Origin of the sequence: Streptomyces sp. NPDC051136, from assembly GCF_044455745.1 — a bacterium.
Lineage (GTDB): Bacteria > Actinomycetota > Actinomycetes > Streptomycetales > Streptomycetaceae > Streptomyces.
Genome location: NZ_JBITFE010000004.1, coordinates 240315 through 266217, shown reverse-complemented (window position 1 = coordinate 266217; position 25903 = coordinate 240315). Strand labels below are relative to the sequence as shown.

Annotated in this window: 22 protein-coding genes and 2 pseudogenes; 15 read left to right on the top strand and 9 right to left on the bottom strand. The window is 72.4% G+C overall.

Features of this window, described 5'->3' with window-relative positions; translation table 11 throughout:
- Position 1 precedes the first annotated feature (1 nt).
- From ACIBCJ_RS13685 to ACIBCJ_RS13675, 3 genes are all read left to right on the top strand, one after another.
- Positions 2–637, top strand: a complete 636-nt coding sequence (locus ACIBCJ_RS13685; RefSeq protein WP_365978125.1) for an MBL fold metallo-hydrolase — start codon at positions 2–4, stop codon at positions 635–637.
- Positions 638–778: 141 nt separating this feature from the next.
- Entirely contained in the window at positions 779–1558 is a 780-nt protein-coding gene (locus ACIBCJ_RS13680) for an exodeoxyribonuclease III (RefSeq protein ID WP_362504532.1), read from the top strand.
- A 70-nt stretch (positions 1559–1628) separates the two neighbouring features.
- Positions 1629–2036, top strand: coding sequence for a DUF6278 family protein (locus tag ACIBCJ_RS13675; RefSeq protein ID WP_362093482.1), 408 nt, complete (start codon positions 1629–1631; stop codon positions 2034–2036).
- 244 nt (positions 2037–2280) lie between these two features.
- Here the strand turns inward: ACIBCJ_RS13675 and ACIBCJ_RS13670 are convergent, their stop codons facing one another.
- Positions 2281–3891: an amidase family protein gene (locus tag ACIBCJ_RS13670; RefSeq protein ID WP_365978124.1), complete on the bottom strand. Its 1611-nt coding sequence runs from the start codon at positions 3889–3891 to the stop codon at positions 2281–2283.
- 217 nt (positions 3892–4108) lie between these two features.
- Between ACIBCJ_RS13670 and ACIBCJ_RS13665 the strand changes: the two genes are divergently transcribed.
- Positions 4109–4843, top strand: coding sequence for a lytic polysaccharide monooxygenase (locus tag ACIBCJ_RS13665; RefSeq protein WP_365978123.1), 735 nt, complete (start codon positions 4109–4111; stop codon positions 4841–4843).
- Between the two features lie 164 nt (positions 4844–5007).
- Here the strand turns inward: ACIBCJ_RS13665 and ACIBCJ_RS13660 are convergent, their stop codons facing one another.
- Positions 5008–5766, bottom strand: coding sequence for a hypothetical protein (locus tag ACIBCJ_RS13660; RefSeq protein ID WP_365978122.1), 759 nt, complete (start codon positions 5764–5766; stop codon positions 5008–5010).
- Positions 5767–5928: 162 nt separating this feature from the next.
- Between ACIBCJ_RS13660 and ggt the strand changes: the two genes are divergently transcribed.
- Positions 5929–7740: a gamma-glutamyltransferase gene (gene ggt / locus ACIBCJ_RS13655; protein ID WP_365978121.1), complete on the top strand. Its 1812-nt coding sequence runs from the start codon at positions 5929–5931 to the stop codon at positions 7738–7740.
- Here the strand turns inward: ggt and ACIBCJ_RS13650 are convergent, their stop codons facing one another.
- Both ACIBCJ_RS13650 and map read right to left on the bottom strand, forming a co-directional pair.
- Positions 7741–10275, bottom strand: a complete 2535-nt coding sequence (locus ACIBCJ_RS13650; RefSeq protein WP_362093497.1) for an ATP-dependent Clp protease ATP-binding subunit — start codon at positions 10273–10275, stop codon at positions 7741–7743.
- A gap of 206 nt (positions 10276–10481) precedes the next feature.
- Positions 10482–11258 carry a type I methionyl aminopeptidase gene (map, locus tag ACIBCJ_RS13645; RefSeq protein ID WP_362093500.1) on the bottom strand — a complete coding sequence of 259 codons (777 nt, stop codon included), beginning with the start codon at positions 11256–11258 and terminating at the stop codon, positions 10482–10484.
- Positions 11259–11321: 63 nt separating this feature from the next.
- On the opposite strand from map, the gene ACIBCJ_RS13640 reads away from it, so the two are divergent.
- The 7 genes and pseudogenes from ACIBCJ_RS13640 to ACIBCJ_RS13610 all read left to right on the top strand — a co-directional run bounded on the left by ACIBCJ_RS13640 (position 11322) and on the right by ACIBCJ_RS13610 (position 16716).
- Positions 11322–11573 carry a helix-turn-helix domain-containing protein gene (locus ACIBCJ_RS13640; RefSeq protein ID WP_164419973.1) on the top strand — a complete coding sequence of 84 codons (252 nt, stop codon included), beginning with the start codon at positions 11322–11324 and terminating at the stop codon, positions 11571–11573.
- Between the two features lie 157 nt (positions 11574–11730).
- Positions 11731–12573: a nitrilase-related carbon-nitrogen hydrolase gene (locus tag ACIBCJ_RS13635; protein ID WP_365978120.1), complete on the top strand. Its 843-nt coding sequence runs from the start codon at positions 11731–11733 to the stop codon at positions 12571–12573.
- The gene (locus ACIBCJ_RS13630; protein ID WP_365978119.1) at positions 12570–13853 is read left to right on the top strand and encodes an aspartate aminotransferase family protein; all 1284 of its coding nucleotides are present in this window, start codon (positions 12570–12572) and stop codon (positions 13851–13853) included. Before ACIBCJ_RS13635 ends, ACIBCJ_RS13630 begins: the two co-directional genes overlap by 4 nt.
- Positions 13854–13890: 37 nt before the next feature.
- Positions 13891–14124, top strand: a pseudogene (locus ACIBCJ_RS13625) (PucR family transcriptional regulator); the annotation flags it as partial.
- Positions 14100–14243 (top strand): annotated as a pseudogene (locus ACIBCJ_RS13620) (acyltransferase); the annotation flags it as partial. The pseudogenes ACIBCJ_RS13625 and ACIBCJ_RS13620, both read left to right, overlap by 25 nt.
- Before the next feature lie 35 nt (positions 14244–14278).
- Positions 14279–15682, top strand: coding sequence for a dihydropyrimidinase (gene hydA / locus ACIBCJ_RS13615; RefSeq protein ID WP_365978118.1), 1404 nt, complete (start codon positions 14279–14281; stop codon positions 15680–15682).
- An 11-nt stretch (positions 15683–15693) separates the two neighbouring features.
- Positions 15694–16716, top strand: coding sequence for a TIGR03842 family LLM class F420-dependent oxidoreductase (locus tag ACIBCJ_RS13610; RefSeq protein ID WP_362504562.1), 1023 nt, complete (start codon positions 15694–15696; stop codon positions 16714–16716).
- Between the two features lie 344 nt (positions 16717–17060).
- Here the strand turns inward: ACIBCJ_RS13610 and ACIBCJ_RS13605 are convergent, their stop codons facing one another.
- Both ACIBCJ_RS13605 and ACIBCJ_RS13600 read right to left on the bottom strand, forming a co-directional pair.
- Positions 17061–18587 carry an alpha/beta hydrolase gene (locus tag ACIBCJ_RS13605; RefSeq protein ID WP_365978117.1) on the bottom strand — a complete coding sequence of 509 codons (1527 nt, stop codon included), beginning with the start codon at positions 18585–18587 and terminating at the stop codon, positions 17061–17063.
- 421 nt (positions 18588–19008) lie between these two features.
- On the bottom strand, positions 19009–19461 hold the full coding sequence (locus ACIBCJ_RS13600) for a helix-turn-helix domain-containing protein (protein WP_362093518.1): 453 nt from the start codon (positions 19459–19461) through the stop codon (positions 19009–19011).
- Between the two features lie 93 nt (positions 19462–19554).
- Between ACIBCJ_RS13600 and ACIBCJ_RS13595 the strand changes: the two genes are divergently transcribed.
- A complete protein-coding gene (locus tag ACIBCJ_RS13595) occupies positions 19555–20853 on the top strand; it encodes an MFS transporter (protein WP_365978116.1) in 1299 nt (432 codons plus the stop codon).
- Here the strand turns inward: ACIBCJ_RS13595 and ACIBCJ_RS13590 are convergent.
- Both ACIBCJ_RS13590 and ACIBCJ_RS13585 read right to left on the bottom strand, forming a co-directional pair.
- Positions 20850–21509, bottom strand: a complete 660-nt coding sequence (locus ACIBCJ_RS13590) for a hypothetical protein (protein ID WP_365978115.1) — start codon at positions 21507–21509, stop codon at positions 20850–20852. The genes ACIBCJ_RS13595 and ACIBCJ_RS13590 overlap by 4 nt on opposite strands.
- Positions 21510–21772: 263 nt before the next feature.
- Positions 21773–22786 (bottom strand): carboxymuconolactone decarboxylase family protein, encoded by a 1014-nt coding sequence (locus ACIBCJ_RS13585; protein ID WP_362504573.1) that lies wholly within the window; start codon positions 22784–22786, stop codon positions 21773–21775.
- A 167-nt stretch (positions 22787–22953) separates the two neighbouring features.
- Here ACIBCJ_RS13585 and ACIBCJ_RS13580 point away from each other — a divergent pair, with 167 nt between their 5' ends.
- Positions 22954–24078: a sensor histidine kinase gene (locus tag ACIBCJ_RS13580; RefSeq protein ID WP_365978114.1), complete on the top strand. Its 1125-nt coding sequence runs from the start codon at positions 22954–22956 to the stop codon at positions 24076–24078.
- Positions 24075–24746, top strand: a complete 672-nt coding sequence (locus tag ACIBCJ_RS13575) for a response regulator transcription factor (RefSeq protein ID WP_365978113.1) — start codon at positions 24075–24077, stop codon at positions 24744–24746. The genes ACIBCJ_RS13580 and ACIBCJ_RS13575 overlap by 4 nt, the downstream gene beginning before the upstream one ends.
- A 22-nt stretch (positions 24747–24768) precedes the next feature.
- On the opposite strand, the gene ACIBCJ_RS13570 is transcribed toward ACIBCJ_RS13575, so the two are convergent.
- A complete protein-coding gene (locus ACIBCJ_RS13570) occupies positions 24769–25833 on the bottom strand; it encodes a lipoate--protein ligase family protein (RefSeq protein ID WP_362093537.1) in 1065 nt (354 codons plus the stop codon).
- Positions 25834–25903 lie beyond the last annotated feature (70 nt).

Here is a 25903-nt window from a genome sequence, read left to right as displayed (position 1 = left end):
CATGAAGCTCACCAAGAAGTCGCACTCCTGCGTCCGCCTCGAGAAGGACGGGCGGACGCTCGTCCTGGACCCCGGCGGGTTCAGCGAGGAGGACGCCGCCCTCGGCGCGGACGCGATCCTCGTCACCCACGAGCACCCGGACCACTTCGACGAGCCGCGGCTGCGCGCCGCCATGGAGGACAACCCGGCCGCCCGGATCTGGGCGCTGCGGTCCGTCGCGGAGCGGATCTCGGCGGCGTTCCCGGGCCGCGTCCACACCGTCGGCCACGGCGACACCTTCACCGCCGCCGGCTTCGACGTACAGGTCCACGGGGAGCTGCACGCGGTGATCCACCCGGACATCCCGCGCATCACCAACGTCGGCTTCCTCGTGGACGGCGGCAAGGTCTTCCACCCCGGCGACGCCCTCACCGTGCCCGACCAGCCGGTCGACACGCTGATGCTCCCGGTCATGGCCCCCTGGAACAAGATCGCCGAGGTCATCGAGTACGTCCGTGAGGTGCGGCCGCGGCGCGCCTACGACATCCACGACGCGCTGCTCACCGACCTCGCCCGCCCGATCTACGACCGCCAGATCGGCGAGCTGGGCGGCAGCGAGCACCTGCGGCTGACTCCGGGCGACTCCGCCCGGGTGTGACGCCCGGCCCGGAGCCAGGCACGGGTCGGGGCCGGGCACGGGGCCGGGCACGGGTCGGGTCCGGGGCCGGGTACGGGGCCAGGTCCGGGGCCGGACCCCGGCGGGACCGCGTTGTCAGTCCCGCCGGGTAGGTTGTGGGGCATGCGCATCGCGACCTGGAACGTGAACTCGATCACCGCCCGCCTGCCGAGGCTGCTCGCCTGGCTGGAGAGCAGCGGCACCGACGTGCTGTGCCTCCAGGAGGCCAAGGTCGCCGAGGCGCAGTTCCCCTTCGACGAGCTGCGCGAGGCGGGGTACGAGGCGGCCGTCCACGCCACCGGCCGGTGGAACGGGGTGGCGGTGCTCTCCCGCGTGGGCCTCGCGGACGTGGTGAAGGGCCTGCCGGGCGACCCCGGCTACGAAGGTGTCCAGGAGCCCCGCGCCGTCTCCGCCACCTGCGGACCGGTTCGCGTCTGGTCGGTGTACGTGCCCAACGGCCGCGAGGTGGAGCACCCGCACTACGCCTACAAGCTCCAGTGGTTCGAGGCACTGCGCGCCGCCGTCGAGAGCGACGCGGCCGGCGAGCGCCCCTTCGCCGTGATGGGTGACTACAACGTCGCGCCGACGGACGAGGACGTCTACGACCGCGCCGCCTTCGAGGGCGCCACCCACGTCACCCCCGCCGAGCGCGCCGCCCTCGCCTCCCTGCGCGGCGCCGGCCTGTCCGATGTGGTCCCGCGCCCGCTGAAGTACGACCACCCCTACACGTACTGGGACTACCGCCAGCTCTGCTTCCCCAAGAACCGCGGCATGCGCATCGACCTGGTGTACGGCAACGAGCCCTTCGCCAAGGCGGTCACCGACTCCTACGTCGACCGCGAGGAGCGCAAGGGCAAGGGCGCCTCGGACCACGCACCGGTCGTGGTGGACCTGGACCTGTAGCCGTCCGCGCCGCCCGCACACCCCGCGCGCCCTGTGGTGCACATGGCGGTACGAATGACAGTCTGGACGTATGAACTTCCCCTTCCTGGGCAAGCGGCGCGAAGATCCCCGGGCGCACGACGCGGAGGGCATCGGCGAGCTGCTCGCCGACTGTGACCTGCTGCGCTCCCAGGCGCTGCGGGAGGGGGTCCGGCTCGACGACTCCGCGCTCTCCCTGGAGCAGCTGGACCAGGTCCTGCCGCGCTGGCGCAGCGACGAGGAGATCCTGAGCTGGCTGGGCAACGACGCGGGTCTGTACCTCGGCACCGTGATCGTGCGCACCGTGCCCGGCGCCGTCTGGACCATCCGGGCCGACGGGCAGCCGGTCGTCCGGCTCGCCTCGGGCCGGGAGTTCGACGTGGTGGCCAACGGCCACGCGTGGGCGGAGGACGGCGTGCCCGAACTCTCGCAGCTGTACGGCGAGGTGGCCGAAACGTGAGCCGCTTCCCCCCTCCAGGGACCGTTCGCCTTAAATAGGGCTAATGCCCGAAAGGTGCGTGTCGGTGGCATCCATGCCGTTTGTCCCTATACGTTGCCGTGGTCGGAGCGCACAGCGAACGCACGGGGGACCTACGCAGGATGCAGCCGGAGATCACTGCTCGCGGGCGAGGAGAAGGTCAGCTGCACACCGGCGAGCGACCTCGTCGAGGCACTGCCCGACGACGTGACGCTCGCCGGTCGGCTCAGTGCGACGTGCCGGACGGTGATGTCGAGGGCAGATACCCGGGCGCCCGCCAGGCGTCCAGCCGGTGCTCCACCGCCGCGCCCAGGGACAGCAGTTCGGCGTCCTGCCGGTCCCCGGCCATCAGGAGCAGCCCGACCGGGAGTTCACCGACGAACCCGGCGGGCACGGACAGCGAGGGGTACCCGGCGACGGCGGCGGGGGTGGAGGACGGGATCACGTCGTTGTCGCCCCGCGCGCAGTCGGTGGTCCACGCGGGCGGGTTCGCGGGGGAGGCGATGGCGTCCAGGCCGTGCGCGGCCGTCACCTCGTCGATGGACCGCCGGGACAGGTCCGTCAGCTCCGCGCGCATCGCCCGGTACTCCGGGTCGCTCGTGGACGGTGCGGCCAGCGCCTGCTCGAACAGCTCCTGACCGGCGAAACAGGTCCGCTCCCGCGGGTGGGTGCGGTTGAACTCGATCAGCTCGGCCAGGTCCCGCGGCCCGCCGCGGGTGGCGAGGTAGGCGTCGATGTCCCGGTGGAACTCGCTCAGCAGCGCCGGGAACTCGAGCTCGGCCAGCCGCTCCTGGTACGGCATGTCCACCTCGACGACCTCGGCCCCCGCGGCGCCCAGCCGCTCGGCGGTACGGGTCATGAGGGCGTCCACCTCGGGGCCCAGCGACGGCAGCCGCCACAGGCCGATCCGTTTCCCGCGCAACGTGCCGGGTCGCCCCGCCACGTCGGCGAGGCTCGGCGCACCGTCGGCGCGCACCGTGTCACGGCCGCTGAGCACGGAGAGGGTGAGTGCTGCGTCGGTCACGTTGCGCGCCATGGGGCCGGCCGTGTCCTGCTGCGCGGAGATCGGTACGACACCCGACTGGCTGACCACCCCGAGACTGGGTTTGAGGCCGACCACGCCGTTCATCCCGGCGGGGCACACGATGGAGCCGTCCGTCTCGGTGCCGATCGCCACCTGCGCCAGAGACGCGGCGAGCGCCGCGGCCGAACCGGAGGACGACCCGCAGGGGTTGCGGTCCAGGACGTAGGGGTTGTTCGTCTGGCCGCCCACCGCGGACCAACCCGAGGTCGGCTTCGCGGAACGGAAGTTGGCCCATTCGGACAGGTTGGCCTTGCCGAGGATCACCGCGCCGGCCGCCCGCAGCTTCTCGACCAGGTCGGCGTCGGTGGCCGGCGGCCTTCCGGCCAGTGCCAGCGACCCGGCGGTCGTCGGCATGTCGCGGGTGTTCACGTTGTCCTTGAGCAGGACGGGGATGCCGTCCAGTGGCCCGCGGGTCCTGCCGAGGCGATGCCTGAGGTCGCTGGCGGCCGCCTGGCGCAGGGCCGTCGGGCTGGTGCGCAGCACCGCGTTGATCCTCGGGTCGACGGCCTTGATCCGCCGCAGGTAGGCGAGGGTCAGCCCGAACGAGGACAGGGACCCGCGCTTCATGCGGGCCTGCAGTTCGGGGATGGTCGCCGTGTCGAGGTTCACCCCGCGGACCAGCGTCGTCTCGGCGGATCGCGCCGCGTCACCGGGCCCGGAGCCGGCGGCCCGGGCCGGTCGGCCGGGCGCGGCGGCGACGAGGGGGACCAGGACCAGGATCGCGGTCAGGGTCGCCAGTCTTCTCTTCTTCATGACGGACAGCCCACTACACGGGACCGTGCGGCACAAGGGGCGCATGTCGTCGGGGAGTTGGCTGCATTCCGCCCCCTTGACGGCTCCCCCTCCTCCGCTAAGGTCTAGACCTGCGCGCTCAGGTCTGGACCTCAGCGGGCAGGTGTTGCCTCGTCGGCAACGTCGTACGCAAGCCGGGGCAGGCTGGTTCGACGTGCACCGAAGGGAACGTGATGTCATGCGCATGAAAAGAAGGACGGCGGTCGCCGTAGGGGCGCTGGTCGCCCCGGTGGTGGCCCTGAGCCTGCCGGCGCCCACGGCCGGCGCCCACGGCTGGGTGGTCTCGCCGGGCAGCAGGCAGGACCAGTGCGCCAACCGCGTGGTGCAGTGCGGTCAGATCAAGTGGGAACCGGCCAGCGTGGAAGGGCCCAAGGGGCTGCGCAACTGCAGCGGCGGGGACGCCCGGTGGGCCGACCTGGACGACGACGCCAAGGGCTGGCGGGTCACGCCCATCGGCACCACCCACACCTTCACCTGGACCATCGAGGCGCGGCACGCCACCAGCAACTGGCAGTACTTCATCGGCGACCGGAAGATCGCCCAGTTCGACGGCCGCGGGGCCCTGCCGCCCGCCTCGGTCAGCCACCGCCTGGACTTCAGCGGGTTCACCGGGCGGCAGAAGGTGCTCGCGGTCTGGAACATCGCGGACACCGCCAACGCCTTCTACGCCTGCATCGACGTCAGCATCGGCGGCGGTGGTGGTGACGACGGTGGTGGTGGCGGTGACGGCGGTGGCGGCGGTGATGAGCCGGGCGACTGCGCCGCGGGCGCCTGGAGCGCCGGGGCCGTCTACAACGGCGACGAGACCGTGTCCCACGCCGGACACACCTGGCGTGCCAAGTGGTGGGTGACGGGCGAGGAACCCGGCACCACCGGTGAATGGGGCGTCTGGGAGGACCTCGGCGCCTGCTGAACCGTCGCACGATCCCGGCACGGCCGGCCGGTGTACGCCACCAGAGGGGCGCACACCGGCCCTCGACGGTTCAGGGCCCCTGCTCCCGGGCGGGCGGGTCCGCCCGGAGGCACTCTCCGCACCAAGGGGCGCGAGGGTGCGGCGCCGTCGGCGCGCCCCGCCGTTCAGGCCCGGTGGGAGTTGCGGGGGGCCGGTGCCGGGGTCGGCAGAGGGCTGGTCGCCGCCCGGGTGACGTCGCCGACCAGCTCGACGACGTCGGGGCCGTACGCCTGCGAGTTGACCACCTTGAGCAGCAGCACGAAGGAGCCGGTGCCGTGCTTGCGGGAGAGCTTCTCGTGGTGCCGGGCGAGGTAGCGGGTGGCGGCCTGGTTGGTGATCGCGCGCTGGCCGCAGAACAGGAACGCGGGCCGCGCCTCGCGCCGGTCGCCGGCGGTGAGGCGGGCGAGCAGCACGTACTCCGTGACGCCCGCCTCCAGCCGGTAGCGCTCGCCGCCGATCTGGAACGCGCCCCGGTCCGGGCCGGGTTCCGGGTCGACGTTCATCCGTACCCCGGGCAGCATCGCCGCCATGTGGGCGACCATGCGCCGGTTGGAGCCGGGACCGCCCACGCAGAACTCCGTGCGCTCGCCGAAGCCCTGGCCGACCATGTCCTGGGTGACCACCTGGGCGTGCGCGCCGCAGTCCTTGACCAGCGCGGAGAGTTCCAGCAGTGCGAAGACGTCGAAGCGGTGGACCGCCGGTTCGGAGGAGGCGGGGTCGCGGTTGACGACGAGCAGCGACTCGGAACCGTCCGGCAGCCCGAAGAACGTCTGCTTCCGCCGGAGCCTGCGCTTCCAGAGGTAGGTGCGGGCGAACCAGCCCAGCGTGGCGCTGATGCCCGCCGCCACCACACCCAGGACGATGTTGCGTACGTCGTCAGTCATGGGCGCGCATGCTAGCGGTCGTCCGCGCACTCGTGTTCGACGGGCCGTGACGGGACGGGGTGCGACGGACGTCCATCCCGCTCGCCCCGTGCTTCCGGTGTGCTCCTGACGCGGCCATGACGATCAACTAAGCTGCCCGAACGGCTCTCCCTGGAGGTGCGGATGCGTCGCCCTGTCGCACGGAATCTGACGGTCCTGGCGGTCTCGGCCGCCGTGGTGGTGTCGGTGGGGGCGGCCGCGCCGCCCACGCCGCAGAACGGGCCGGCCGACCGGAAGACCCCGGTGGCGGTCGGATACGGCGGCGCGGTCGCCAGCGTCGACCGGGACGCCTCCGCCGCCGGTATCGAGGTACTCCGCAAGGGCGGCAACGCCGTCGACGCCGCCGTGGCCACCGCCGCCGCGCTCGGTGTCTCCGAGCCCTACTCGGCCGGGATCGGAGGCGGCGGCTACTTCGTCTACTACGACGCCAGGACCCGCACCGTGCGGACCATCGACGGCCGCGAGACGGCGCCGCTCACCGCAGACGAGAAGCTCTTCACGGAGGACGGCAAGCCGCTCGCCTTCGCCGACGCCGTCACCAGCGGCCTGGCCGTGGGCACCCCGGGCACTCCGGCCACCTGGCAGGCCGCGCTCGACCGGTGGGGCAGCCGGAAGCTCTCCACCGTGCTCGAACCGGCCGAACGGCTCGCCCGGCACGGCTTCACCGTCGACGAGACCTTCCGCTCCCAGACCGCCTCCAACGAGCAGCGGTTCCGCTCCTTCCCCGACACCGCCGAGCTGTTCCTGCCCGGCGGCGAACTCCCGGTCGTGGGCTCCACGTTCAAGAACCCCGACCTGGCGCGCACGTACCGGGAGCTGGGCCGCGAGGGCGTCGGCGCGATCTACCACGGCCGGCTCGGCGAGGAGATCGTCGACACCGTCAACAAGCCGCCCGTGGACCCGGCCTCCGGCTGGAACGCCCGCCCCGGCGACCTCTCCGCCAGGGACCTCGCGGCCTACGAGGCCAAGTTCCAGGCGCCGACCAGGACTTCGTACCGGGGCCTCGACGTGTACTCCATCGCACCGTCCTCCTCCGGCGGCACCACCGTCGGCGAAGCCCTCAACATCCTGGAGCGCACCGACCTCTCCGCCGCGGACCGGGCCGGTTACCTGCACCGCTACATCGAGGCCAGCCGCATCGCCTTCGCCGACCGCGGGCGCTGGGTCGGGGACCCGGCCTTCGAGGACGTCCCGGCGAAGGAGCTGCTGTCGCAGCGGTACGCCGACTCGCGCGCGTGCCTGATCAAGGACGACGCGGTGCTCACCAGCCCGCTCGCCCCCGGCGACCCGAGGCACCCGGGCCGCTGCGCGGGCGGCGGCACGGCGGCGCCGACGACGTACGAGGGCGAGAACACCACGCACCTCACCGCGGCGGACAAGTGGGGCAACGTCGTCGCCTACACGCTCACCATCGAGCAGACCGGCGGCAGCGGCATCACCGTGCCCGGGCGGGGCTTCCTGCTCAACAACGAGCTGACGGACTTCTCCTTCGCCCCGGCCAACCCGGCCGTGCACGACCCGAACCTGCCCGGTCCCGGCAAGCGCCCGCGCTCCTCCATCGCGCCGACGATCGTCCTGGACCGCCACCACAAGCCGGTCGTCGCCCTCGGCTCGCCCGGCGGTGCCACCATCATCACCACGGTGCTCCAGACCCTCACCGGATTCCTCGACCGCGGCCTCCCGCTCGTCGACGCGATCGCCGCGCCGCGCGCCAGTCAGCGCAACGCCGCCCAGACGGAGCTGGAACCCGGCCTCTACGACAGCGCCCTGCGGGCGGAGCTGGAGGCCCTCGGGCACTCCTTCAAACCGAACCCCGAGATCGGCGCCGCGACCGCGGTGCAGCGCCTGGCCGACGGCAAGTGGCTGGCCGCGGCCGAGAAGGTACGGCGCGGCGGCGGATCGGCCATGGTGGCCGACCCGGTGCGCCGGAGGTAGTCACAGTTCGGGGACGGGCCGCTCCGGCGTCCGGAACGCCAGCCGCCCGTCCTCGACGTCGACCGTCACCCGGCCGCCGTCGGCGACACGGCCGTCCAGCAACAGCCGGGAGAGCTGGTTGTCGACCTCGCGCTGGATCGTGCGGCGCAGCGGACGGGCGCCGTACTCGGGCTGGTAGCCGCGCTCGGCGAGCCAGTCCACGGCCGCGTCGGTGAAGTCCACGGTGATGCCCTGCGCGTGCACCATGCGCCGGGTCTGCTCGAGCAGCAGGTTGGTGATCTGCCGCAGCTGCTCGCCGCTGAGCTGCCGGAAGACCACGATCTCGTCGACGCGGTTGAGGAACTCGGGCCGGAAGTGCTCGCGCAGCGGGCGCAGCACCTGCTCGCGCCGGGCCTCCTCGTCCGCCTCCGCACCGCCCGAGCCGAACCCGATGCCGGCTCCGCGCCGGGTGATCACGTCGGAGCCCAGGTTGCTGGTCATCACGACGACCGCGTTGGAGAAGTCCACCGTCCGCCCCTGCGAGTCGGTCAGCCGCCCGTCGTCCAGGACCTGGAGCAGGATGTTGAAGACGTCCGGGTGCGCCTTCTCCACCTCGTCGAGCAGCAGCAGCGAGTACGGGTGGCGGCGCACCACCTCGGTCAGCTGGCCGGCCTCCTCGTGCCCGACGTAGCCGGGCGGGGCGCCGACCAGGCGGCTGACGGTGTGGCGCTCCTGGTACTCGCTCATGTCGAGGCGGACCATCCGGTCCTCGCTGCCGAACAGCGCCTCGGCCAGCGCCCGGGCCAGCTCGGTCTTGCCGACGCCGGTCGGGCCGAGGAAGAGGAAGCTGCCGATGGGCCGGTCGGGGCTGGAGAGCCCGGCGCGCGAGCGCAGCACCGCGTCGGAGACGACCCGCACCGCCTCGTCCTGGCCGACCACCCGCTCGTGCAGGTGGGACTCCAGACCCAGCAGGCGGTCCTTCTCCTCCTGGGTGAGGCTGCTGACCGGGATGCCGGTCTGCCGGGAGACCACCTCGGCGATGGACTCGGTGCCCACGACCAGCTTCAGCCCCTCGTCGGCCTCGCCGTCACCGGTGGCCTCGGTGATCCGCTGCTTCAGCTCCACGATCCGGTCGCGCAGCTGCGTCGCCTGCTCGTACTGCTCGTCCGCGACGGCCTGGTCCTTGTCCCGGACCAGTTGGTCGACCTCCCGCTCCAGCGCCCGTACGTCGGTGCCCTTGGTGCGCGACTGGAGCCGCACCCGGGCGCCCGCCTGGTCGATCAGGTCGATCGCCTTGTCGGGCAGCCGCCGGTCGGTGAGGTAGCGGTCGGACATCTCGACGGCCGCCACCAGTGCCTCGTCGGTGTACCGGACCTGGTGGTGGGCCTCGTACCGGTCGCGCAGGCCGCGCAGGATCTCGATCGCGTCGGCGGGGCTGGGCTCGGGCACCAGGATGGGCTGGAAGCGGCGGGCGAGGGCCGCGTCCTTCTCGATCCTGCGGTACTCCTCCAGCGTGGTGGCGCCCACGATGTGCAGCTCGCCGCGGGCCAGGGCCGGCTTGAGGATGTTCCCGGCGTCCATCGAACCGCCCTCGCCGCCCCCGCCGGCGCCGACGACGGTGTGCAGCTCGTCGATGAAGATGATCAGCTGGTCGGAGTGGGCCCGGATCTCGCCCACGATGTTGTTCATCCGCTCCTCGAAGTCGCCCCGGTAGCGGGTGCCGGCGACCACGCCGGTCAGGTCGAGGGCGACCACCCGCCTCCCGAGCAGGACATCGGGGACGTCGCCGTCGGTGATGCGTTGCGCCAGCCCCTCCACCACGGCGGTCTTGCCGACGCCGGCGTCACCGATCAGGACGGGGTTGTTCTTGCCGCGCCGGGAGAGCACCTCGACGGTCTGCTCGATCTCCTCCTCACGCCCGATCACCGGGTCGATCCGGCCCTGCTGGGCCAGGTCGGTGAGGTCGCGGCCGTACTTGTCGAGGGTCGGCGTGTTCGTGGCCCTGGCGCTCTCGGTGCGGCCCTTGGCGGCCTCCGGCGACTCCGTGGGCATGCTGGAGGGCGCGAAGCGGGCCGCGTTCAGGATGTGCCCGGCGGCCGAGTCCGGGTTGGCGGCCAGGGCGCTGAGCACGTGCTCGGGGCCGATGTAGCCGGTGCCGGTGGAGCGGGCCAGCTCGTGCGCGTCCAGCAGGGCGCGCTTGACGGCCGGGGTGAGCGAGAGCGACGTGGGCGGCGGGACCTCGCCCGGCGGGTGCTGCACCGGGCCGGTCCGCTCGTCGATCTGCGACGCCAGCGAGTCGGGGTCGGCCCCGGCCCGGCTGAGCAGCCCCCGGGTCGGCTCGGTGGCGAGCGCGGCCCGCAGCAGGTGCTCGGTGTCCAGGTCACGGCTGCCGTGCTCGGCGGCGTACTGGGCGGCGCCGCGCACGAGCTCCCGGGCGGGCTGGCTGAGCAGTCGGCCGATGTCGATCTGCCGGGGCCTGGGCCCGCCGAAGAAGCGTGCCAGGAACTCCGCGAACGGGTCGCCCTCCGGGCCCATGTAGCCGCTGCCGCTGGTCATCGTGTACGGACCTCCGCTGCATCGCTGATCGACGTGCCGGGGCCGGGTAACCCGGACGGGGCGCGGTCATGCCCAACATGACACGTTCTGTCCCGGCGGGCATGCCGGGGAGCCGGGAGCGCGGAGGGGTCTGCCGGGCGGGCACCGGGCGGGCGCCGGGGGCCGGTGAGCGGCCGCTCGGGGGCCGGGGAGGGGGACCCCGCGGCTCAGAGGCCGTCCCGCGACGTCAGGACCCGCGGGCCGCTCTCCGTGATCGCCACGGTGTGCTCCACGTGCGCCGCCCGGGAGCCGTCGTTGGTGCGCAGGGTCCACCCGTCGGGAGCCGCGTGGTAGTCGTCCCGGCCGCCGGCGAGCAGCATGGGCTCGATGGCGAGGACCATGCCGTGCCGCAGCGGGAGCCCGCGCCCCGGGCGGCCCTCGTTGGGCACCCCCGGGTCCTCGTGCATGTGCCGGCCGATGCCGTGGCCGCCGAAGTCCTCCATGATCCCGTACCCGGCCGACCGGCACACCGTGCCGATGGCGTGGGCGATGTCGCCGACGCGATTGCCGACGACGGCCGCCTCGATGCCCGCCGCCAGGGCCCGCTCCGCGGTCTCGATCAGCGCCACGTCGGCCGGGCGCGGGGTGCCCACGACGAAGCTGAACGCCGAGTCGCCCGCCCAGCCCTCCAGGAGGGCGCCGCAGTCGATGGAGACCAGGTCGCCGTCGCGCAGCCGGTAGCCGTCCGGGATGCCGTGCACGATCGCGTCGTTCACCGAGGCGCAGATGACGCCCGGGAAGGGGGTCGGCGCGAAGGAGGGCCGGTACCCCAGGAACGGCGAGCCCGCGCCCGCCTCCCGCAGCACCCCGTGCGCCACCGCGTCCAGCTCCAGCAGGGACACCCCCACGTCCGCCGCCCGCCGTACGGCGGTCAGGGCCCGCGCGACGACCTGGCCGGCCGCGTGCATGGCGTCGATCGATGAGTCCGTCTTCAGTTCCACCATGCCAATTACTATACCGGTATTTGAATTGGTTCCCTTCCTCGGGTGCGGTATTAGAATGACGCCATGGTGCGCACACCCCTGACCCCCGAAGAGCGTGAGCGCGGCGAGCAGCTCGGCCGCCTGCTCCGTGCGGCCCGCGGTGAGCGGAGCATGACAGCCGTCGCCGCCGAGGCCGGCATCTCCGCCGAGACGCTGCGCAAGATCGAGACCGGCCGGGCGCCCACCCCGGCGTTCTTCACGGTGGCCGCGCTGGCCGGCGCGCTGGGCCTGTCCATGGACGAGCTGGTGGGCAGGTGCGCGCCCCTGCCGGCCTGATCCGCCCCGCACTCACCCACAGGGGTGCGAAACATGATCGACACCGCGCCTTGACGACGATGGTCTTGGCAAGCCCCCACGGCCAGGCTTACGTTCGTCCCTCTACCGCCCGCTCTACGGGCGTAGAGGCTCTGACGTCGTGTCGAAGGAGCAGCTCATGACCAACGTCGTACGTGCCGCTCTCGTCCAGGCCACCTGGACCGGCGACACCGAGTCCATGGTGGCGAAACACGAGGAGCACGCCCGCGAGGCCGCCCGGCGCGGTGCCAAGGTCATCGGGTTCCAGGAAGTCTTCAACGCCCCCTACTTCTGCCAGGTCCAGGACCCCGAGCACTACCGCTGGGCCGAACCGGTGCCCGACGGCCCCACCACCCGCCGTATGCAGGCACTGGCCCGCGAGACGGGCATGGTGATCGTCGTCCCCGTCTTCGAGGTCGAGCAGTCCGGTTTCTACTACAACACCGCGGCCGTGATCGACGCCGACGGCACCGTCCTCGGCACGTACCGCAAGCACCACATCCCCCAGGTCAAGGGCTTCTGGGAGAAGTTCTACTTCCGCCCCGGCAACCTGGGCTGGCCGGTCTTCGACACCGCCGTCGGCAAGGTCGGCGTCTACATCTGCTACGACCGCCACTTCCCCGAGGGCTGGCGCCAGCTCGGCCTCGGCGGCGCCCAGCTCGTGTACAACCCCTCGGCCACCCACCGCGGCCTCTCCGCCCACCTGTGGCAGCTCGAACAGCCCGCCGCGGCCGTCGCCAACGAGTACTTCGTCGCCGCCATCAACCGCGTCGGCGTCGAGGAGTACGGGGACAACGACTTCTACGGGACCTCGTACTTCGTGGACCCGCGCGGGCAGTTCGTCGGGGGGACGGCCAGCGACACCGAGGAGGAACTCGTCGTCCGGGACCTGGACTTCGGCCTCATCGAGGAGGTCCGGCAGCAGTGGGCCTTCTACCGCGACCGCCGTCCCGACGCCTACGAGGGGCTGGTGCGGCCGTGAACCGTGACCTCTTCGCCCGCCACCGCGCCGTCCTGCCCGACTGGCTCGCCCTCTACTACGAGGACCCGCTGGAGATCACCCACGGCGAGGGCCGGCACGTCTGGGACGCCGCCGGCAACAAGTACCTGGACTTCTTCGGCGGCATCCTCACCACGATGACCGCGCACGCCCTGCCCGAGGTGACCAAGGCCGTCGCCGAGCAGGCCGGACGGATCAACCACTCCTCGACGCTCTACCTGAACCGGCCCATGGTCGAACTCGCCGAGCGCGTCGCCCACGTCTCCGGCATCCCCGACGCCCGCGTCTTCTTCACCACCTCCGGCACCGAGGCCAACGACACCGCACTGCTGCTCGCCACCGCCCACCGCCGCAGCAACGCGATCCTCGCGATGCGCAACAGCTACCACGGCCGCTCCTTCAGCGCCGTCGGCATCACCGGCAACCGCGGCTGGTCCCCGACCTCGCTGTCCCCGCTCCAGACCCTCTACGTCCACGGAGGCGTCCGCACCCGCGGCCCCTACGCCCACCTGGACGACCGGGACTTCATCGACGCCTGCGTCGCCGACCTGGAGGACCTCCTCGGCCACATCCGGGCCCCCGCCGCGCTGATCGCCGAACCCGTCCAGGGCGTCGGCGGGTTCACCTCCCCGCCCGACGGCCTGTACGCCGCGTTCCGCGAGGTGCTGCACGAGCGGGGCATCCTGTGGATCGCCGACGAGGTGCAGACCGGCTGGGGCCGCACCGGCGAGCACTTCTGGGGCTGGCAGGCCCACGGCAGGAACGGGCCGCCCGACATCGTGACCTTCGCCAAGGGCATCGGCAACGGCATGTCGATCGGCGGCGTCATCGCCCGCGCCGAGATCATGAACTGCCTGGACGCCAACAGCATCTCCACCTTCGGCGGCACCCAGGTCACCATGGCCGCGGGCCTCGCCAACCTCAACCACCTCCTGGAACACGACCTCCAGGGCAACGCCCGGCGCGTCGGCGGACTGCTCATCGAACGGCTGCGCGCCGTCGCCGCCCAGGTGCCGCACGTGCGCGAGGTGCGGGGACGGGGGCTGATGATCGGCGTCGAGCTGACCCGGCCCGGCACCGACGAGGCCGCCCCCGAGGCGGCGACCGCCGTGCTGGAGGAGGCCCGCGCCGGCGGGCTGCTCGTCGGCAAGGGCGGCGGCCACAGCACCAGCGTCCTGCGCGTCGCCCCGCCGATGTCCCTCACCGTCGCCGAGGCCGAGGAGGGCGCCGCGATCCTCGAACGCGCCCTGCGGAGCATCTGAGTACCGCGCACCGCGTCCCGGACCAGGAGGCGCCGCCATGACCACCACCGCGCAGACCCCGCTCCCGCGGCCCTGGGAGCCCGCCCTGCCGGTCCGTCAGGTCCTCGGCCCGGAGCGGGTGCGGGCCGGACGGCCCGAGGTGGTGGCCGGGGCGCACCGCCTCGACCGGCCCGTGCGCTGGGTGCACGTCACCGAGGGCGCCGACGTCGGCGTGATGCCCGGCGGGCAAGGCGCCGAGATCGTCCTCAACCCGTCGGCCACCTCGCGCGGCCGGAGACCGAACTCGTCCTCCGGGACCCCGACACGGACAAGCCGCACGAGGTCCGCGACCGCCGGCAGGTCTACCGCGACCGCGCTCCGGGCGCCTACTCCCCGCTGACCGCGCCCTGACCCACCGGGGAACCCCGACAGGAGGGAACAGCAGCATGAGCAGCCGTACCGTCATCCGCGGCGGCCTCGTCGTCACCGCGTCCGACGAGATGCACGCCGACGTCCTGGTCGAGGGCGGACGAGTCGCCGCCCTCGCCGCCACCGGCACCCCGGCGGCCGAGGCGTTCACGGCCGAGCGCGTGATGGACGCGCGCGGCAAGTACGTCATCCCGGGCGGCGTCGACGGGCACACCCACATGGAGATGCCCTTCGGCGGCACCTACGCCGCCGACACCTTCGAGACCGGCACCCGCGCCGCCGCCTGGGGCGGCACGACCACCATCGTCGACTTCGCGATCCAGAGCGTCGGGCACTCCCTGCGCGAGGGGCTCGACGCCTGGCACGCCAAGGCCGAGGGCAACTGCGCGATCGACTACGGCTTCCACATGATCGTCTCCGACGTGAACCAGGAGACGCTCAAGGAGATGGACCTGCTGGTGGAGGAAGGGGTGACCTCCTTCAAGCAGTTCATGGCCTACCCCGGCGTCTTCTACTCCGACGACGGCCAGATCCTGCGCGCCATGCAGCGCGCCGCCGGCAACGGCGGCCTGATCATGATGCACGCCGAGAACGGCATCGCCATCGACGTCCTCGTCGAGCAGGCCCTCGCCCGCGGCGAGACCGACCCCCGCTTCCACGGCGAGGTCCGCAAGGCCCTCCTGGAGGCCGAGGCCACCCACCGCGCCATCCGGCTCGCCCAGGTCGCCGGCGCGCCGCTGTACGTCGTGCACGTCTCCGCGACGGAGGCGGTCGCCGAACTGACCCGGGCCCGCGACGAGGGGCTGCCCGTCTTCGGCGAGACCTGCCCCCAGTACCTGTTCCTGTCCACCGACAACCTCGCCGAGCCCGGCTTCGAGGGCGCCAAGTACGTGTGCAGCACCCCGCTCAGGCCGCGGGAACACCAGGCGGCCCTGTGGCGCGGCCTGCGCACCAACGACCTCCAGGTGGTCTCGACCGACCACTGCCCCTTCTGCTTCAGCGGGCAGAAGGAACTGGGCCGCGGCGACTTCTCCAAGATCCCCAACGGCATGCCGGGCGTCGAGAACCGCATGGACCTGCTCCACCAGGCCGTCGTCGACGGCCACATCAGCCGCCGCCGCTGGATCGAGATCGCCTGCGCCACCCCGGCCCGCATGTTCGGCCTCTACCCGAAGAAGGGCACCATCGCCCCCGGCGCGGACGCGGACATCGTCGTCTACGACCCGCACGCCGAGCAGGTCGTCTCCGCCGAGACCCACCACATGAACGTCGACTACTCGGCGTACGAGGGCCGGCGGATCACCGGCCGGGTGGAGACCGTGCTCTCGCGCGGCGAACCGGTCGTCACCGAGCGGGAGTACACCGGACGCAAGGGTCACGGCGTCTACACCCCGCGCGCCACCTGCCAGTACCTGAACTAGGAGCGGTGACCATGGACTTCGGACTCGTCCTGCAGACCGACCCCCCGGCCTCCCGCGTCGTGGACCTGATGAAACGGGCCGAGCACAACGGCTTCAGCCACGGCTGGACCTTCGACTCCGCCGTGCTGTGGCAGGAACCGTTCGTCATCTACAGCCAGGTCCTGGCCCACACCAGCACCCTGAAGATCGGCACGATGGTCACCAACCCGGGCACCCGTACCTGGGAGGTGACCGCCTCCACCTTCGCCACCCTCAACGACATGTTCGGCAACCGCACCGTCTGCGGCATCGGCCGCGGCGATTCCGCGATGCGGGTCGCCGGACGCAAGCCCAACACCCTCGCCCGGATGAGCGAAGCCATCAAGGTCATCCGGGCACTCGGCAGGGGAGAGGAGGCCGACCTCGGCGGCGGCACCGTCGTCCGGTTTCCGTGGATCAGGCCCGGCGCCGAAGTCCCCGTGTGGATGGCCGCTTACGGCCCCAAGGCCCTCAGGATGACCGGTGAGGAGGCCGACGGCTTCATCCTCCAGCTCGCCGACCTCTACCTCACCGAGTACATGGTCAAGGCCGTCCGCGACGCCGCCCGGGCCGCCGGACGCGACCCGTCCGAGGTGACCGTCTGCGTCGCCGCTCCGGCGTACGTCACCGCCGACGACTCGCCCGAGGCCCTCGCCCACGCCCGCGAGCAGTGCCGCTGGTTCGGCGGCATGGTCGGCAACCACGTCGCCGACCTGGTCGCCAAGTACGGCGCCCACACCGGCGCCGTACCCGACGAACTCACCGACTACATCAAGGCCCGCGAGGGCTACGACTACGCCCACCACGGGCGCAGCGGCAACCCCGACACCCGGTTCGTGCCGGACGAGATCGTCGACCGGTTCTGCCTGATCGGCCCGGTCGGCAAGCACATCGAGAAGCTGACCGCCCTGCGCGCCCTCGGCGTCGACCAGTTCGCGCTGTACGACATGCACGACGCGCAGGAAGCCGTGATCGACATCTACGGCACCGAGGTCATCCCGGCCGTCAACGCCTGACCCTCACCCGGGCCCGCCAGTCCGTCGCGTACCGGCACCAGTAGGCCTCGACCGGCGGCATCCACGTCGCCGGGTCCTGGCCAGCCTTCGACCGTTACCGGACGCGGACACGGCGGGTTCTGTGAGCGGTGCGTTATCCGGTGTATCGCTGAGCTGCCGCTGACAGTGACGACGGATCGGGTGGCGGTGGCGACTGCGCAGCGGGTGGTCACGGGGGAAGGCGTTACGTGGACGGTCGTAGGCGAGGACTACTGTGTCGCGGAGCCGGTCGAGCAGCACCCGGAGTACCTGAGATCTAGGGATTGCTCGGGCGCAGGCGTGGCACGCCGGGAGCGCTGCCGAGGCTACGCCTCACACGTCAGGTCGCGTGCGGGGAGCTGCCCTGTGCGGAGGTAGGCGTTGACGCGTTCGTCGATGCAGTCGTTGCCGTATTCGCCGTACAGGCCGTGCTGGCGGGCGCCCTCCATGGTGAGCAGCCGGGAGCTCGGCCATTGCTCGCGCATGGCCTCGGCGCCGGCGTAGAGAGTGCGGGGGTCGCCGGTGGCGGCGACGAGCAGGGCGGGTACGTCGTTGTCGAGCGCGGTCGGCGTCTCGGCAGGCCGGCGCCAGAACTCGCAGGGGGTGATGTTTTCGGCCAGCGGCCCGGCGAGGGGGAACCGCTCGCGGGAAGCCTGGACCGTACGCCAGTAGGTGCCGACGCCTCGCCGCTCGGCCACGTCGCCGCAGATGATCGCGGTCATCTGGCTGGCGGCGGCCGAGCCTGCCTCGGTCAGCAGGAACTCCAGCTGACCGGCGAGTGCTTCGGACGGCTCGGTTGGTTCCCGGTCCGCGGCGCGCGCCAGGAGGCGGACGGTCGCGGCCAGGTCGGCGCGCCGCTCGTTCAGGTCGCTGCCGAGGCCACCGATGAGGACGGTGGGGAGGACGTGCTCGTCCAGCAGGTACGTCTGCCCGATCCGCAGCGGCTTCCGCCCGGCGGCGTCGAGGATGTGCTCGACTGTCGCCAGGACCTCGGCGCGCGTGGCGCCCAGCCCGTAGGCGCCGTGCCGGGCGGCGGCCCACGACGCCCAGGCGCGCAGAGCCGCTTCGTTGGCCGCCTCAGTGCCGCGCAGCAGGGTGTGGTTGTAGAGCTTCGGGGACATGACGCCGTCGAGCACCATGCGATCCGTGCGGCCCGGGAAGAGCTGTGTGTAGACCTCGCCGAGGTAACTGCCGTAGGAGTAACCGAGGTAGGAGAGGGCGTCTTCGTCGAGGGCGGCGCGGATGACGTCCATGTCGCGAGCGGTGTTGCGGCTGGTGACATACGGCAGCACGTCGCCGCGGGCACGTTCACACCGCCTGGCCAGGTCGCGTGCGACGGTGACCTCCTGGCGATACGCCACCCGGTCGGCGCCCGCCGAGCGCAGGGGAGCCGAACCGAGGTTCCAGCCGCAGTCCAGCGGCGTGCTCCGTCCGACGAAGCGCGGGTCCATGCCGATCAGGTCGTAGCGGTCAGCGACCTCTCCCATCACCTCCGACTTGGTCAGTGGCATGTGGAGGCTGGGGCCGGCCGGTCCCCCGTCGTTGAGCAGCAGCGGACCGACACGGTGGGCGTTGTCGGTGGCCTTCAGGCGCGATATGGCGACGGTGATCGTGCGACCGCCGGGGTCGGCGTAGTCGAGCGGCACGCTGATGTCTGCGCAGTCAGCACCGGCAGCGTCCAGATGCCGTCCGAGCTCGTCGTCGGCGCCGAGGGCGCAAGGGTGCCAGACGACGTGCTGGCCGTGAAAGCGGGCTAACGGGTCAAGCTCGGCGGCGTTGGCGGTGGTCGTCGCGATGGCGGCGATCACCGTCGCGCATGCCGCGGAGGCCCTGAGAAGTCTGAGAACTGGCATGTTCGCACGCTAGGGCGGCGGACATCTCAGCACACTGCGGAAAAGCCCCGGAACCGGGTGGGGTTATCCCCCCGAAAAGACTCGGGTCACGCCAGAGGTAGGAGTTGCAGTACGGACCCACAAGTGCGCTGCCGCGTCGAACGGTCCATTTGCTGGTGGCCGCGCTGGCGTCGGCGCGGGTCTCGGTGCCGATGTACCGGGCGATGTCTCCCGCGTAGCCGATGCCGAAGTGCGACTCCACGTTGGTGGAGTCCCGCGTAGGTGCGGCGGGCGGTTCGCGGCCTCCAGACATGAGTAGCCGGGCCCGGGCGATGGCCCAGCGCTGCCGGACGCGTTCATCTCCAGGAACCTCGCCGGCCAGCGGGCGGGAGGCGCGGGGGAGTTGCCGCTCCGTGTGTCGACGTCGGGGCGCCGGCCCGGATCACTGAGTGGAGATCTTGTGGACGACGGTGTCGTCGGGGTCCAGCCGTTGCCCGTCCGCAGACATCACTTCCAGCGGGCGCAGACGCTGTCCCTGCCGGCGGTCGACCAACTGTGAGTGGGGTTCGCCGGGAGCGAAGAAGTTCTGTTCTCCCCACTGCCGCAGTGCCACGATCACGGGGAAGAGCGCCTTGCCCTTCGGAGTCAGTACGTACTCGCGGTAGGCGCTGCCGTCCGAGGCGGGGACGGTTTCGAGGACACCGCCGGCGACCAGCGCGCGCAGTCGCGTGGCGAGGATGTTCTTCGCCACGCCCAGGCTGCGCTGGAACTCCCCGAAGCGCCGGCTTCCGTCGAAGGCGTCCCGCACGATCAGCAGGGACCACCAGTCGCCGATCGCGTCCACCGACCGGGCGACGGGACATTCGCTGTCGTCGAAGCGCGTCCTGGTCACCATGGCGTCCCTCTCTCACGATGGTTGCAACATGCTACCGATGTAGTTACCGTCACTGATGGTAGCAAGTTAAAACCAGATGCGCGGGGAGTACTGATGCCGGGCACAGGTAAGGCTGTGACACGACGGTCCCAGGCCCGGAGCGGGGAAGGTGCCGCGTTCGTCCTGTCCCGTGGCGTCGTCGTGTTGTTCGCCGCCGCATGCGGGGCCGCAGTGGCCAACGTCTACTTCTCCCAGCCGCTCCTGGTGACCATGGGCCACGACCTCGCCATGAGCCCGGCGCTTGTCGGCAGCGTGGTCACCCTCACGCAGATCGGATACGGGCTGGGGCTCTTCTTCCTCGTGCCGCTCGGCGACGTGGCCGACCGCAGACGGCTCATCGCGGTCCAGCTGCTGCTCCTCGTGGTGGCCCTGGCCGTGGTGGCTGCCGCCCACACGGCAGCGATCCTGCTCGCGGGCATGGCCGCGGTGGGGCTTCTCGCGGTCGTCACACAGACTCTGGTGGCGTTCGCCGCATCGCTGGCCACTCCCGCCGAGCGCGGACGCGTCGTCGGTCTGGTCACCAGCGGGGTGGTCATCGGAATCCTGCTTGCCCGCACCGCATCCGGACTCCTGGCCGATCTCGCGGGCTGGCGTTCCGTCTACCTCGCCTCGGCGGCGCTCACCGCGCTGCTCGCCCTGGTCCTGTGCCGAGTGCTGCCACGCCACAGTGGCACTGAGCAGACAGCCCTGCGCTACGGGCAGCTCCTGCGCTCCACGATCACCCTGTTCGCACGGGAGCGACTGCTACGGCTCCGGGCCCTGTTGGGTCTGCTGATCTTCTCCGCCTTCAGCACGCTGTGGAGCAGCATCGCACTGCCCCTCAGTGAGGCCCCGTACTTCCTGTCCCACGGCGCGATCGGGGCACTGGGGTTGATCGGTGTCGCCGGCGCCCTGGCCGCGACCGTGGCGGGCCGCCTGAACGACCGCGGGCTCTCCGGGCGGACCACCGGTCTCGGCCTGGCACTTCTCGCCGCCTCGTGGCTGCCCTTGGCCTTCACCCGCAGTTCCCTCTGGGCCCTGTTCGTCGGAGTGATACTTCTCGACCTCGCCGTGCAGGCGGTCCACGTCACCAACCAGACCCTGATCTACGCGCTGCACCCGGACGCGGGCAGCCGACTGATCGGCGGATACATGGTCTTCTACTCGACAGGCAGCGCCACCGGCGCCATCGCCGCGACCTTCCTCTACACGCTGGCTGGCTGGGGCGCCGTGTGTGCGCTGGGTGCCGCGTTCAGCTGCCTCGGACTTGCGCTGTGGGCCTTTGCCCAGCACAACACCCGGGATGCCGCTGCCGTTTGTGGATGCCGGCAACATCCGGACCGACGACCGACTGATCCGAACGAAACCGCCTAGCCGTCCTGCAAGGCGGCCACGGCCTCCTTGGCCGCCTTGATGGCGCCCTTGTTGATCTCGGTGGTGGCGGGAGCCTTCTTCGACTCGAAGTCGCTGCCGTTGTACGTGATCATCACCAGGGCGTTGGAGGCGCGGACCAGGACCGTGCCCTCGCGGGTCTGCTGCTTGTCCTCCGTGGTGAGGTTCACGACTGAGTAGGCGCTGTCGCCCAGCCCCGGGACGTCACCGCCGCCGCTGCGGTCGGCGACGCGCTCCTTGTAGGACTTCTGCGCCGCCTCGTCCGTCCGGAGCACCTCGAAGGAGACGTCGAGCCAGCGGTAGTCGTAGCCCTTGAGCGCGTTCCAGGAACAGGTGCGGCGCACCTTCGTGTCGGTGGACGGGATCTCCTTGCCGGCCGCCTTCGCGCCCGGCACCAGCGAGGTGATCGTCTTGCCGGCCAGGCTCGTGCACGGCGCCGGAGCGGTGGCGTACGCCCTGGCCGCCGGCCGGGTCGCCGGTGCGGACGCCGATCTGCCGGTGGTGTCGGGCGGCGCCGTCCCGTCCTTCGCGGCCGGTGACGTGTCCGGCCCGGACGACAGCGCCCAGCCCGCCGTGGCGAGCACGGCGACCGGTGCCAGACGGGCGGTCAGGGCGAGCGGCAGAGGAAGGGAACGCACGGCGCACTTCTCGTGGGGGACGGTGCGGAGGGTGCCCGCACGCGGACGGGACGCCAGTCTCACACGAGTCCCCGTGGGGCGGAAGGGCGAACTCGGTCCGTGGCCGCGCGGTGACACAGGCGTACGGAACCGCCGGCCGGCCGCCCGGCGGGGAGGGCCGCCCCGGGCGTCGGCGACGCCGGGAAGGCCACGCCGTCGCCGACACCCCCGTGCGGCGCCCCGCTACGGCGAAGGCGTCGACCGGACCGGCCGCCGTAGGACGGTCACGAGGTCTCCCGGACGGCGGGCCGGGTTCCGGGGGCGGTCAGGCCGGTCTCGACACGGTCCACCGCGGCGAACGCGCCGTACGCGACGAGGTGCACCAGGCCGTGGTCGGTGTGCTCGGGGCGGCGCCACGCGGCCACGTCCGCATCCGTGATCCGGTACGGCGCGAGCGCCGCCAGCAGCGCCAGCCGCGCGCCGGGCCGCTCCGCGCGGTCGGGGAACGGGTCCGTCGTCGGCGCGGGGTGCGAGCCGTCCCAGTCACGCAGCGTGGTGCGTACGAGGTCCCGGTCGGAGGCGTCGAGGAGACCGGCGCCCGCCGTGGCGGTGGCGCTCAGCGCGGCGTAGGCCGGGCCGACCGGGGTGCCCGCCGCCCATGCCGGTCCCCGGCCGGGGTCGTCCAGCAGGGACAGGGAAGCGCCGGGCACGGCGGGCCTGCGCACGGTGCGGGACAGCGACCGGCCCGCCAGGCTGCGTACCGGACGCAGCCGCTGCGCGTCGGCCGGGAGCAGCCTCTCGGTCACCAGGGACGACACGACGCGGTTGATGAAGTGGAAGGCCAGCACGGTGCCGAGGTAGCCGGCGGCCTCCTCGGGCGGGAACGGGAACGGCTCCGGCGCGGCGCCCGGGACACGGGTGCGCCGCGCCCAGCCGAGGACGCGCGCGTGCCGTTCGTCCGCCGGCTCCAGGCCCCGGGCGAGACGCTCGGCCAGCGCGTGGTCGCCGGTGGCGTGCAGCAGCATGACGTGCGCGTCCATGCAGAACCGGCACTTGTTGGCCTGCGACACCCCGAAGGCGGCGACCTCCTTGCCGGTCCGGTCGCCCGGGCCGGCGATCAGGGACTCACGCATCAGCGCCCAGGCCGGTGCGACGAGGGCCGGCGCGGAGGACAGGACGACGAACGGGGCGGGTTCGGGGATGCCGAAGTCCCGCGCGGCCTGCGCGTAGACCTCGGCGACGCGGCCGGTGGCCGCCCTCGGCGGCAGCGGTTCGGTGTGACGGAAGGGTGTGGGCATGGAAGGCATCGTGCGTCGCCGGGGCGCACCGGGTCGTCGTACGGCCGGATGCGATCGGCGCTGCGCCCCCGGGGCCGGGTCGCGGGGCCGGCTACTTCCCGGGGAGTAGTCCACATGCCGTCCACAGGGCCGACGCCGCGGTCGCCGCCCTCGTCTAGGCTGCGGACATGAGCGGGCGTCAGATCGAGCGCGAACGGATCGCCGACGGGGTCCTCGCGGCCGTGGTCGGTGCCCTCGGCACGGCGGTGGCCGCCTTCGACGACGGCACCACGGCGCTCGACCACCTGCTCGTCCTCCTCGCCTCGGCGGCACTCGCCTTCCACCGCGCCGCCCCGCGCGCGGTGCTGGCGGCCGCCGTCGTCCTCGGCACGGCGTATGTCGTGCACGCGGATCCGGGACCGCTCTGCGCGCTGCCCGTGCTGGGCGCCGTGCACACGGCGGCCCGGGTCGGCCACCGGGGTCTCGCGGCGGCCGGCAGCGCCGTGTTCCTGGCCGGGTACGTGGCCACCGGGCCCGGCACACAGAACGCGGCCGAGCGGGCCGGACTGCTCGCCGGCTGGTTCCTGTGCGCCGTGGTGACCGGCCTCGCCGACCGGAACTGGCAGGCCTACCTGCGCCAGACCGAGCAGCGTGCCCTGGAGGCGGAGCGCACCAGGGAGGAGGCGGCACTGCGCCGCGCCGGGGAGGAACGGCTGCGGATCGCCCGCGAGTTGCACGACTCGCTGACGCACAGCATCTCCATCGTCAAGCTCCAGGCCGGCGTCGCCGTCCACCTGGCCCGCAAACGGGGCGACGAGGTGCCGCCCGCGCTGCTCGCCATCCAGGAGGCCAGTGGAGAGGCGATGCGCGAGCTGCGCTCCGCCCTTCAGGTGTTGCGGGCCGACGTACCCACCGGCACCCCGGCGCAACTCGTCGAACGGGCCCGCGCTGCGGGGCTGGCCGTCGACCTCCTGGTCACCGGGGACGAGCGCCCGCTGCCCCGGGCCGTCGACCGGGCCGCGTACCGCATCGTGCAGGAAGCCCTCACCAACGCGGCGCGGCATGCGGGGCCGGCCGAGGTGCGGGTCCGCATCGACTACGGCACGCGGAAGACGAGTGGTCAACCCGGGGAGTTGACGATGGCCGTGGACGACGACGGTGGCGCCGACCCGGACCGCCCGCCGGTGCCGGGCACCGGCCTGACCGGCATGCGCGAACGCGTCGCCGCCCTCGGCGGCACCCTGCGCGCCGCCCCGCGCCCGGAGGGCGGCTTCTCGGTCCACGTACGGCTGCCGCTGGAGGAGGCGGTATGAGCGGCGTCGTCCGGGTCGCGCTCATCGACGACCAGGCGCTGATGCGGGCCGGATTCCGGGCCCTGCTCGACGCGGAGGAGGGCATCGAGGTGGTCGGCGAGGCCGCCGACGGGGAACAAGGGGTGGCGCTGGTGCGGGCCCAGGTGCCCGACGTGGCACTGGTCGACGTGCAGATGCCCGTGATGTCGGGCATCGAGGCCACCCGCCGCATTGCCGCGGACCCGGCCCTCGCGACCGTACGCGTCGTCATCCTCACCAACTACGGCCTCGACGAGTACGTCTTCGACGCGCTGCGAGCCGGCGCCAGCGGCTTCCTGCTCAAGGACACCGAGCCCGCGGACCTGCTCCAGGCCATCGACGTGGTCGCGCACGGGGAGGCGCTGCTCTCCCCGTCGGTCACCCGCACCCTGATCGGCGAGTTCGTCGCCCGGCCGCCCGACCGGTCCACCGCGCCCGCCCTGGACTCCCTCACCCGCCGGGAGCGCGAGGTCACCGCGCTCGCCGCGCGCGGTCTGACCAACGAGGAGATCGCCGCGCACATGGTGATCAGCCCGCTGACCGCCAAGACGCACATCAGCCGGGCGATGACCAAGCTGCGGGCCCGCGACCGGGCCCAACTCGTGGTGTTCGCCTACGAGTCGGGACTGGTCTCGGTGCGCGGCACATGAGCCCGCCGGCGGCTCGCGGGCGTCAGGGCACCCGGGCAGTCCACTCGGAGGAGGAGAACTTCGTGCGGGCCAGCTCCCGGGCCCGGGCCAGCTCCTCGTCCGTCGCCCTGCCCCGGGTCAGTCCGTACCGGGTGGCGAAGGAGGCCACCATCCGCTCGATCACCGTCTCGCGCGCCAGCCCGGTCTGACGGCGCAGCGGGTCCACCCGCTTCTTCGCGGACCCGGTGCCCTTGTCGGACATCTTCTCCCGCCCGATGCGCAGGACTTCCAGCATCTTGTCGGCGTCGATGTCGTACGACATGGTCACGTGGTGCAGTACGGCACCCGGGCCTCCGCCCGGGCCCACGATGCGCTTCTGGGCCGCGCCCGCGATCTTGCCCTGGTCGGTGGCGATGTCGTTCAGCGGCTGGTACCAGGCGCGGATGCCCATCTCGCCGAGCGCGCCCAGCACCCAGTCGTCGAGGTAGGCGTAGCTGTCCTGGAAGGACAGGCCCTGCACCAGCGCCTCCGGCACGGACAGGGAGTACGTGATCGTGTTGCCGGGCTCCACGAACATGGCGCCGCCGCCGGAGACACGGCGCACCACCTCGATGCCGTGCCGGGCGGCGCCCTCGGGGTCCACCTCGTTGCGCAGCGACTGGAAGCTGCCGATGATCACCGCCGGTGCGCCCCACTCCCACACCCGCAGCGTCGGCGGACGCCGGCCCGCGGCGACCTCGGCGGTGAGCACCTCGTCGAGGGCCATGTGCAGGGCGGGGGCCTCGGGGCCCTCGTGGATCAGCTGCCAGTCGTAGTCCGTCCAGTCCGTGGCGTGCGCGAGCGCCCGGCGTACGGCGATGCCGACGCCCTCCGAGGTCAGCCCGTACATGACGGTGCCCTCCGGGACGGCCGCGTCGACGCGCGCGGCGAGTCCGGTCGCGTCGGTGTCCGCCGGGGCTCCCTCCAGCGCACGGTTCACGGCGTCCAGCGCCTCGTCCGGTTCCAGGAAGAAGTCACCCGCCACCCGCACGTGCCGCAGGGCGCCGCCGTCCACCTCGACGTCCACGACGACCAGCTTGCCGCCGGGGATCTTGTACTCACCGTGCACCGTTCCGCCTCCGTTCCGCATCCGGCGACAACAGTGCGCCCGGCCGGTGTGTTCCCGCACCGCACCGCGC

Bases quoted from the DNA above. Each gene is read 5' to 3' on its own strand.
- ggt (WP_365978121.1), top strand. From the start codon at position 5,929: ATGCGTCGCCCTGTCGCACGGAATCTGACGGTCCTGGCGGTCTCGGCC.
- ACIBCJ_RS13675 (WP_362093482.1), top strand. From the start codon at position 1,629: ATGAACTTCCCCTTCCTGGGCAAGCGGCGCGAAGATCCCCGGGCGCAC.
- ACIBCJ_RS13640 (WP_164419973.1), top strand. From the start codon at position 11,322: ATGGTGCGCACACCCCTGACCCCCGAAGAGCGTGAGCGCGGCGAGCAG.
- ACIBCJ_RS13605 (WP_365978117.1), bottom strand. From the start codon at position 18,587: ATGCCAGTTCTCAGACTTCTCAGGGCCTCCGCGGCATGCGCGACGGTG.
- ACIBCJ_RS13670 (WP_365978124.1), bottom strand. From the start codon at position 3,891: ATGAAGAAGAGAAGACTGGCGACCCTGACCGCGATCCTGGTCCTGGTC.
- ACIBCJ_RS13585 (WP_362504573.1), bottom strand. From the start codon at position 22,786: ATGCCCACACCCTTCCGTCACACCGAACCGCTGCCGCCGAGGGCGGCC.
- map (WP_362093500.1), bottom strand. From the start codon at position 11,258: ATGGTGGAACTGAAGACGGACTCATCGATCGACGCCATGCACGCGGCC.
- ACIBCJ_RS13680 (WP_362504532.1), top strand. From the start codon at position 779: ATGCGCATCGCGACCTGGAACGTGAACTCGATCACCGCCCGCCTGCCG.
- ACIBCJ_RS13580 (WP_365978114.1), top strand. From the start codon at position 22,954: ATGAGCGGGCGTCAGATCGAGCGCGAACGGATCGCCGACGGGGTCCTC.
- hydA (WP_365978118.1), top strand. From the start codon at position 14,279: ATGAGCAGCCGTACCGTCATCCGCGGCGGCCTCGTCGTCACCGCGTCC.
- ACIBCJ_RS13635 (WP_365978120.1), top strand. From the start codon at position 11,731: ATGACCAACGTCGTACGTGCCGCTCTCGTCCAGGCCACCTGGACCGGC.
- ACIBCJ_RS13600 (WP_362093518.1), bottom strand. From the start codon at position 19,461: ATGGTGACCAGGACGCGCTTCGACGACAGCGAATGTCCCGTCGCCCGG.
- ACIBCJ_RS13595 (WP_365978116.1), top strand. From the start codon at position 19,555: ATGCCGGGCACAGGTAAGGCTGTGACACGACGGTCCCAGGCCCGGAGC.
- ACIBCJ_RS13575 (WP_365978113.1), top strand. From the start codon at position 24,075: ATGAGCGGCGTCGTCCGGGTCGCGCTCATCGACGACCAGGCGCTGATG.
- ACIBCJ_RS13685 (WP_365978125.1), top strand. From the start codon at position 2: ATGAAGCTCACCAAGAAGTCGCACTCCTGCGTCCGCCTCGAGAAGGAC.
- ACIBCJ_RS13610 (WP_362504562.1), top strand. From the start codon at position 15,694: ATGGACTTCGGACTCGTCCTGCAGACCGACCCCCCGGCCTCCCGCGTC.
- ACIBCJ_RS13665 (WP_365978123.1), top strand. From the start codon at position 4,109: ATGCGCATGAAAAGAAGGACGGCGGTCGCCGTAGGGGCGCTGGTCGCC.
- ACIBCJ_RS13650 (WP_362093497.1), bottom strand. From the start codon at position 10,275: ATGACCAGCGGCAGCGGCTACATGGGCCCGGAGGGCGACCCGTTCGCG.
- ACIBCJ_RS13660 (WP_365978122.1), bottom strand. From the start codon at position 5,766: ATGACTGACGACGTACGCAACATCGTCCTGGGTGTGGTGGCGGCGGGC.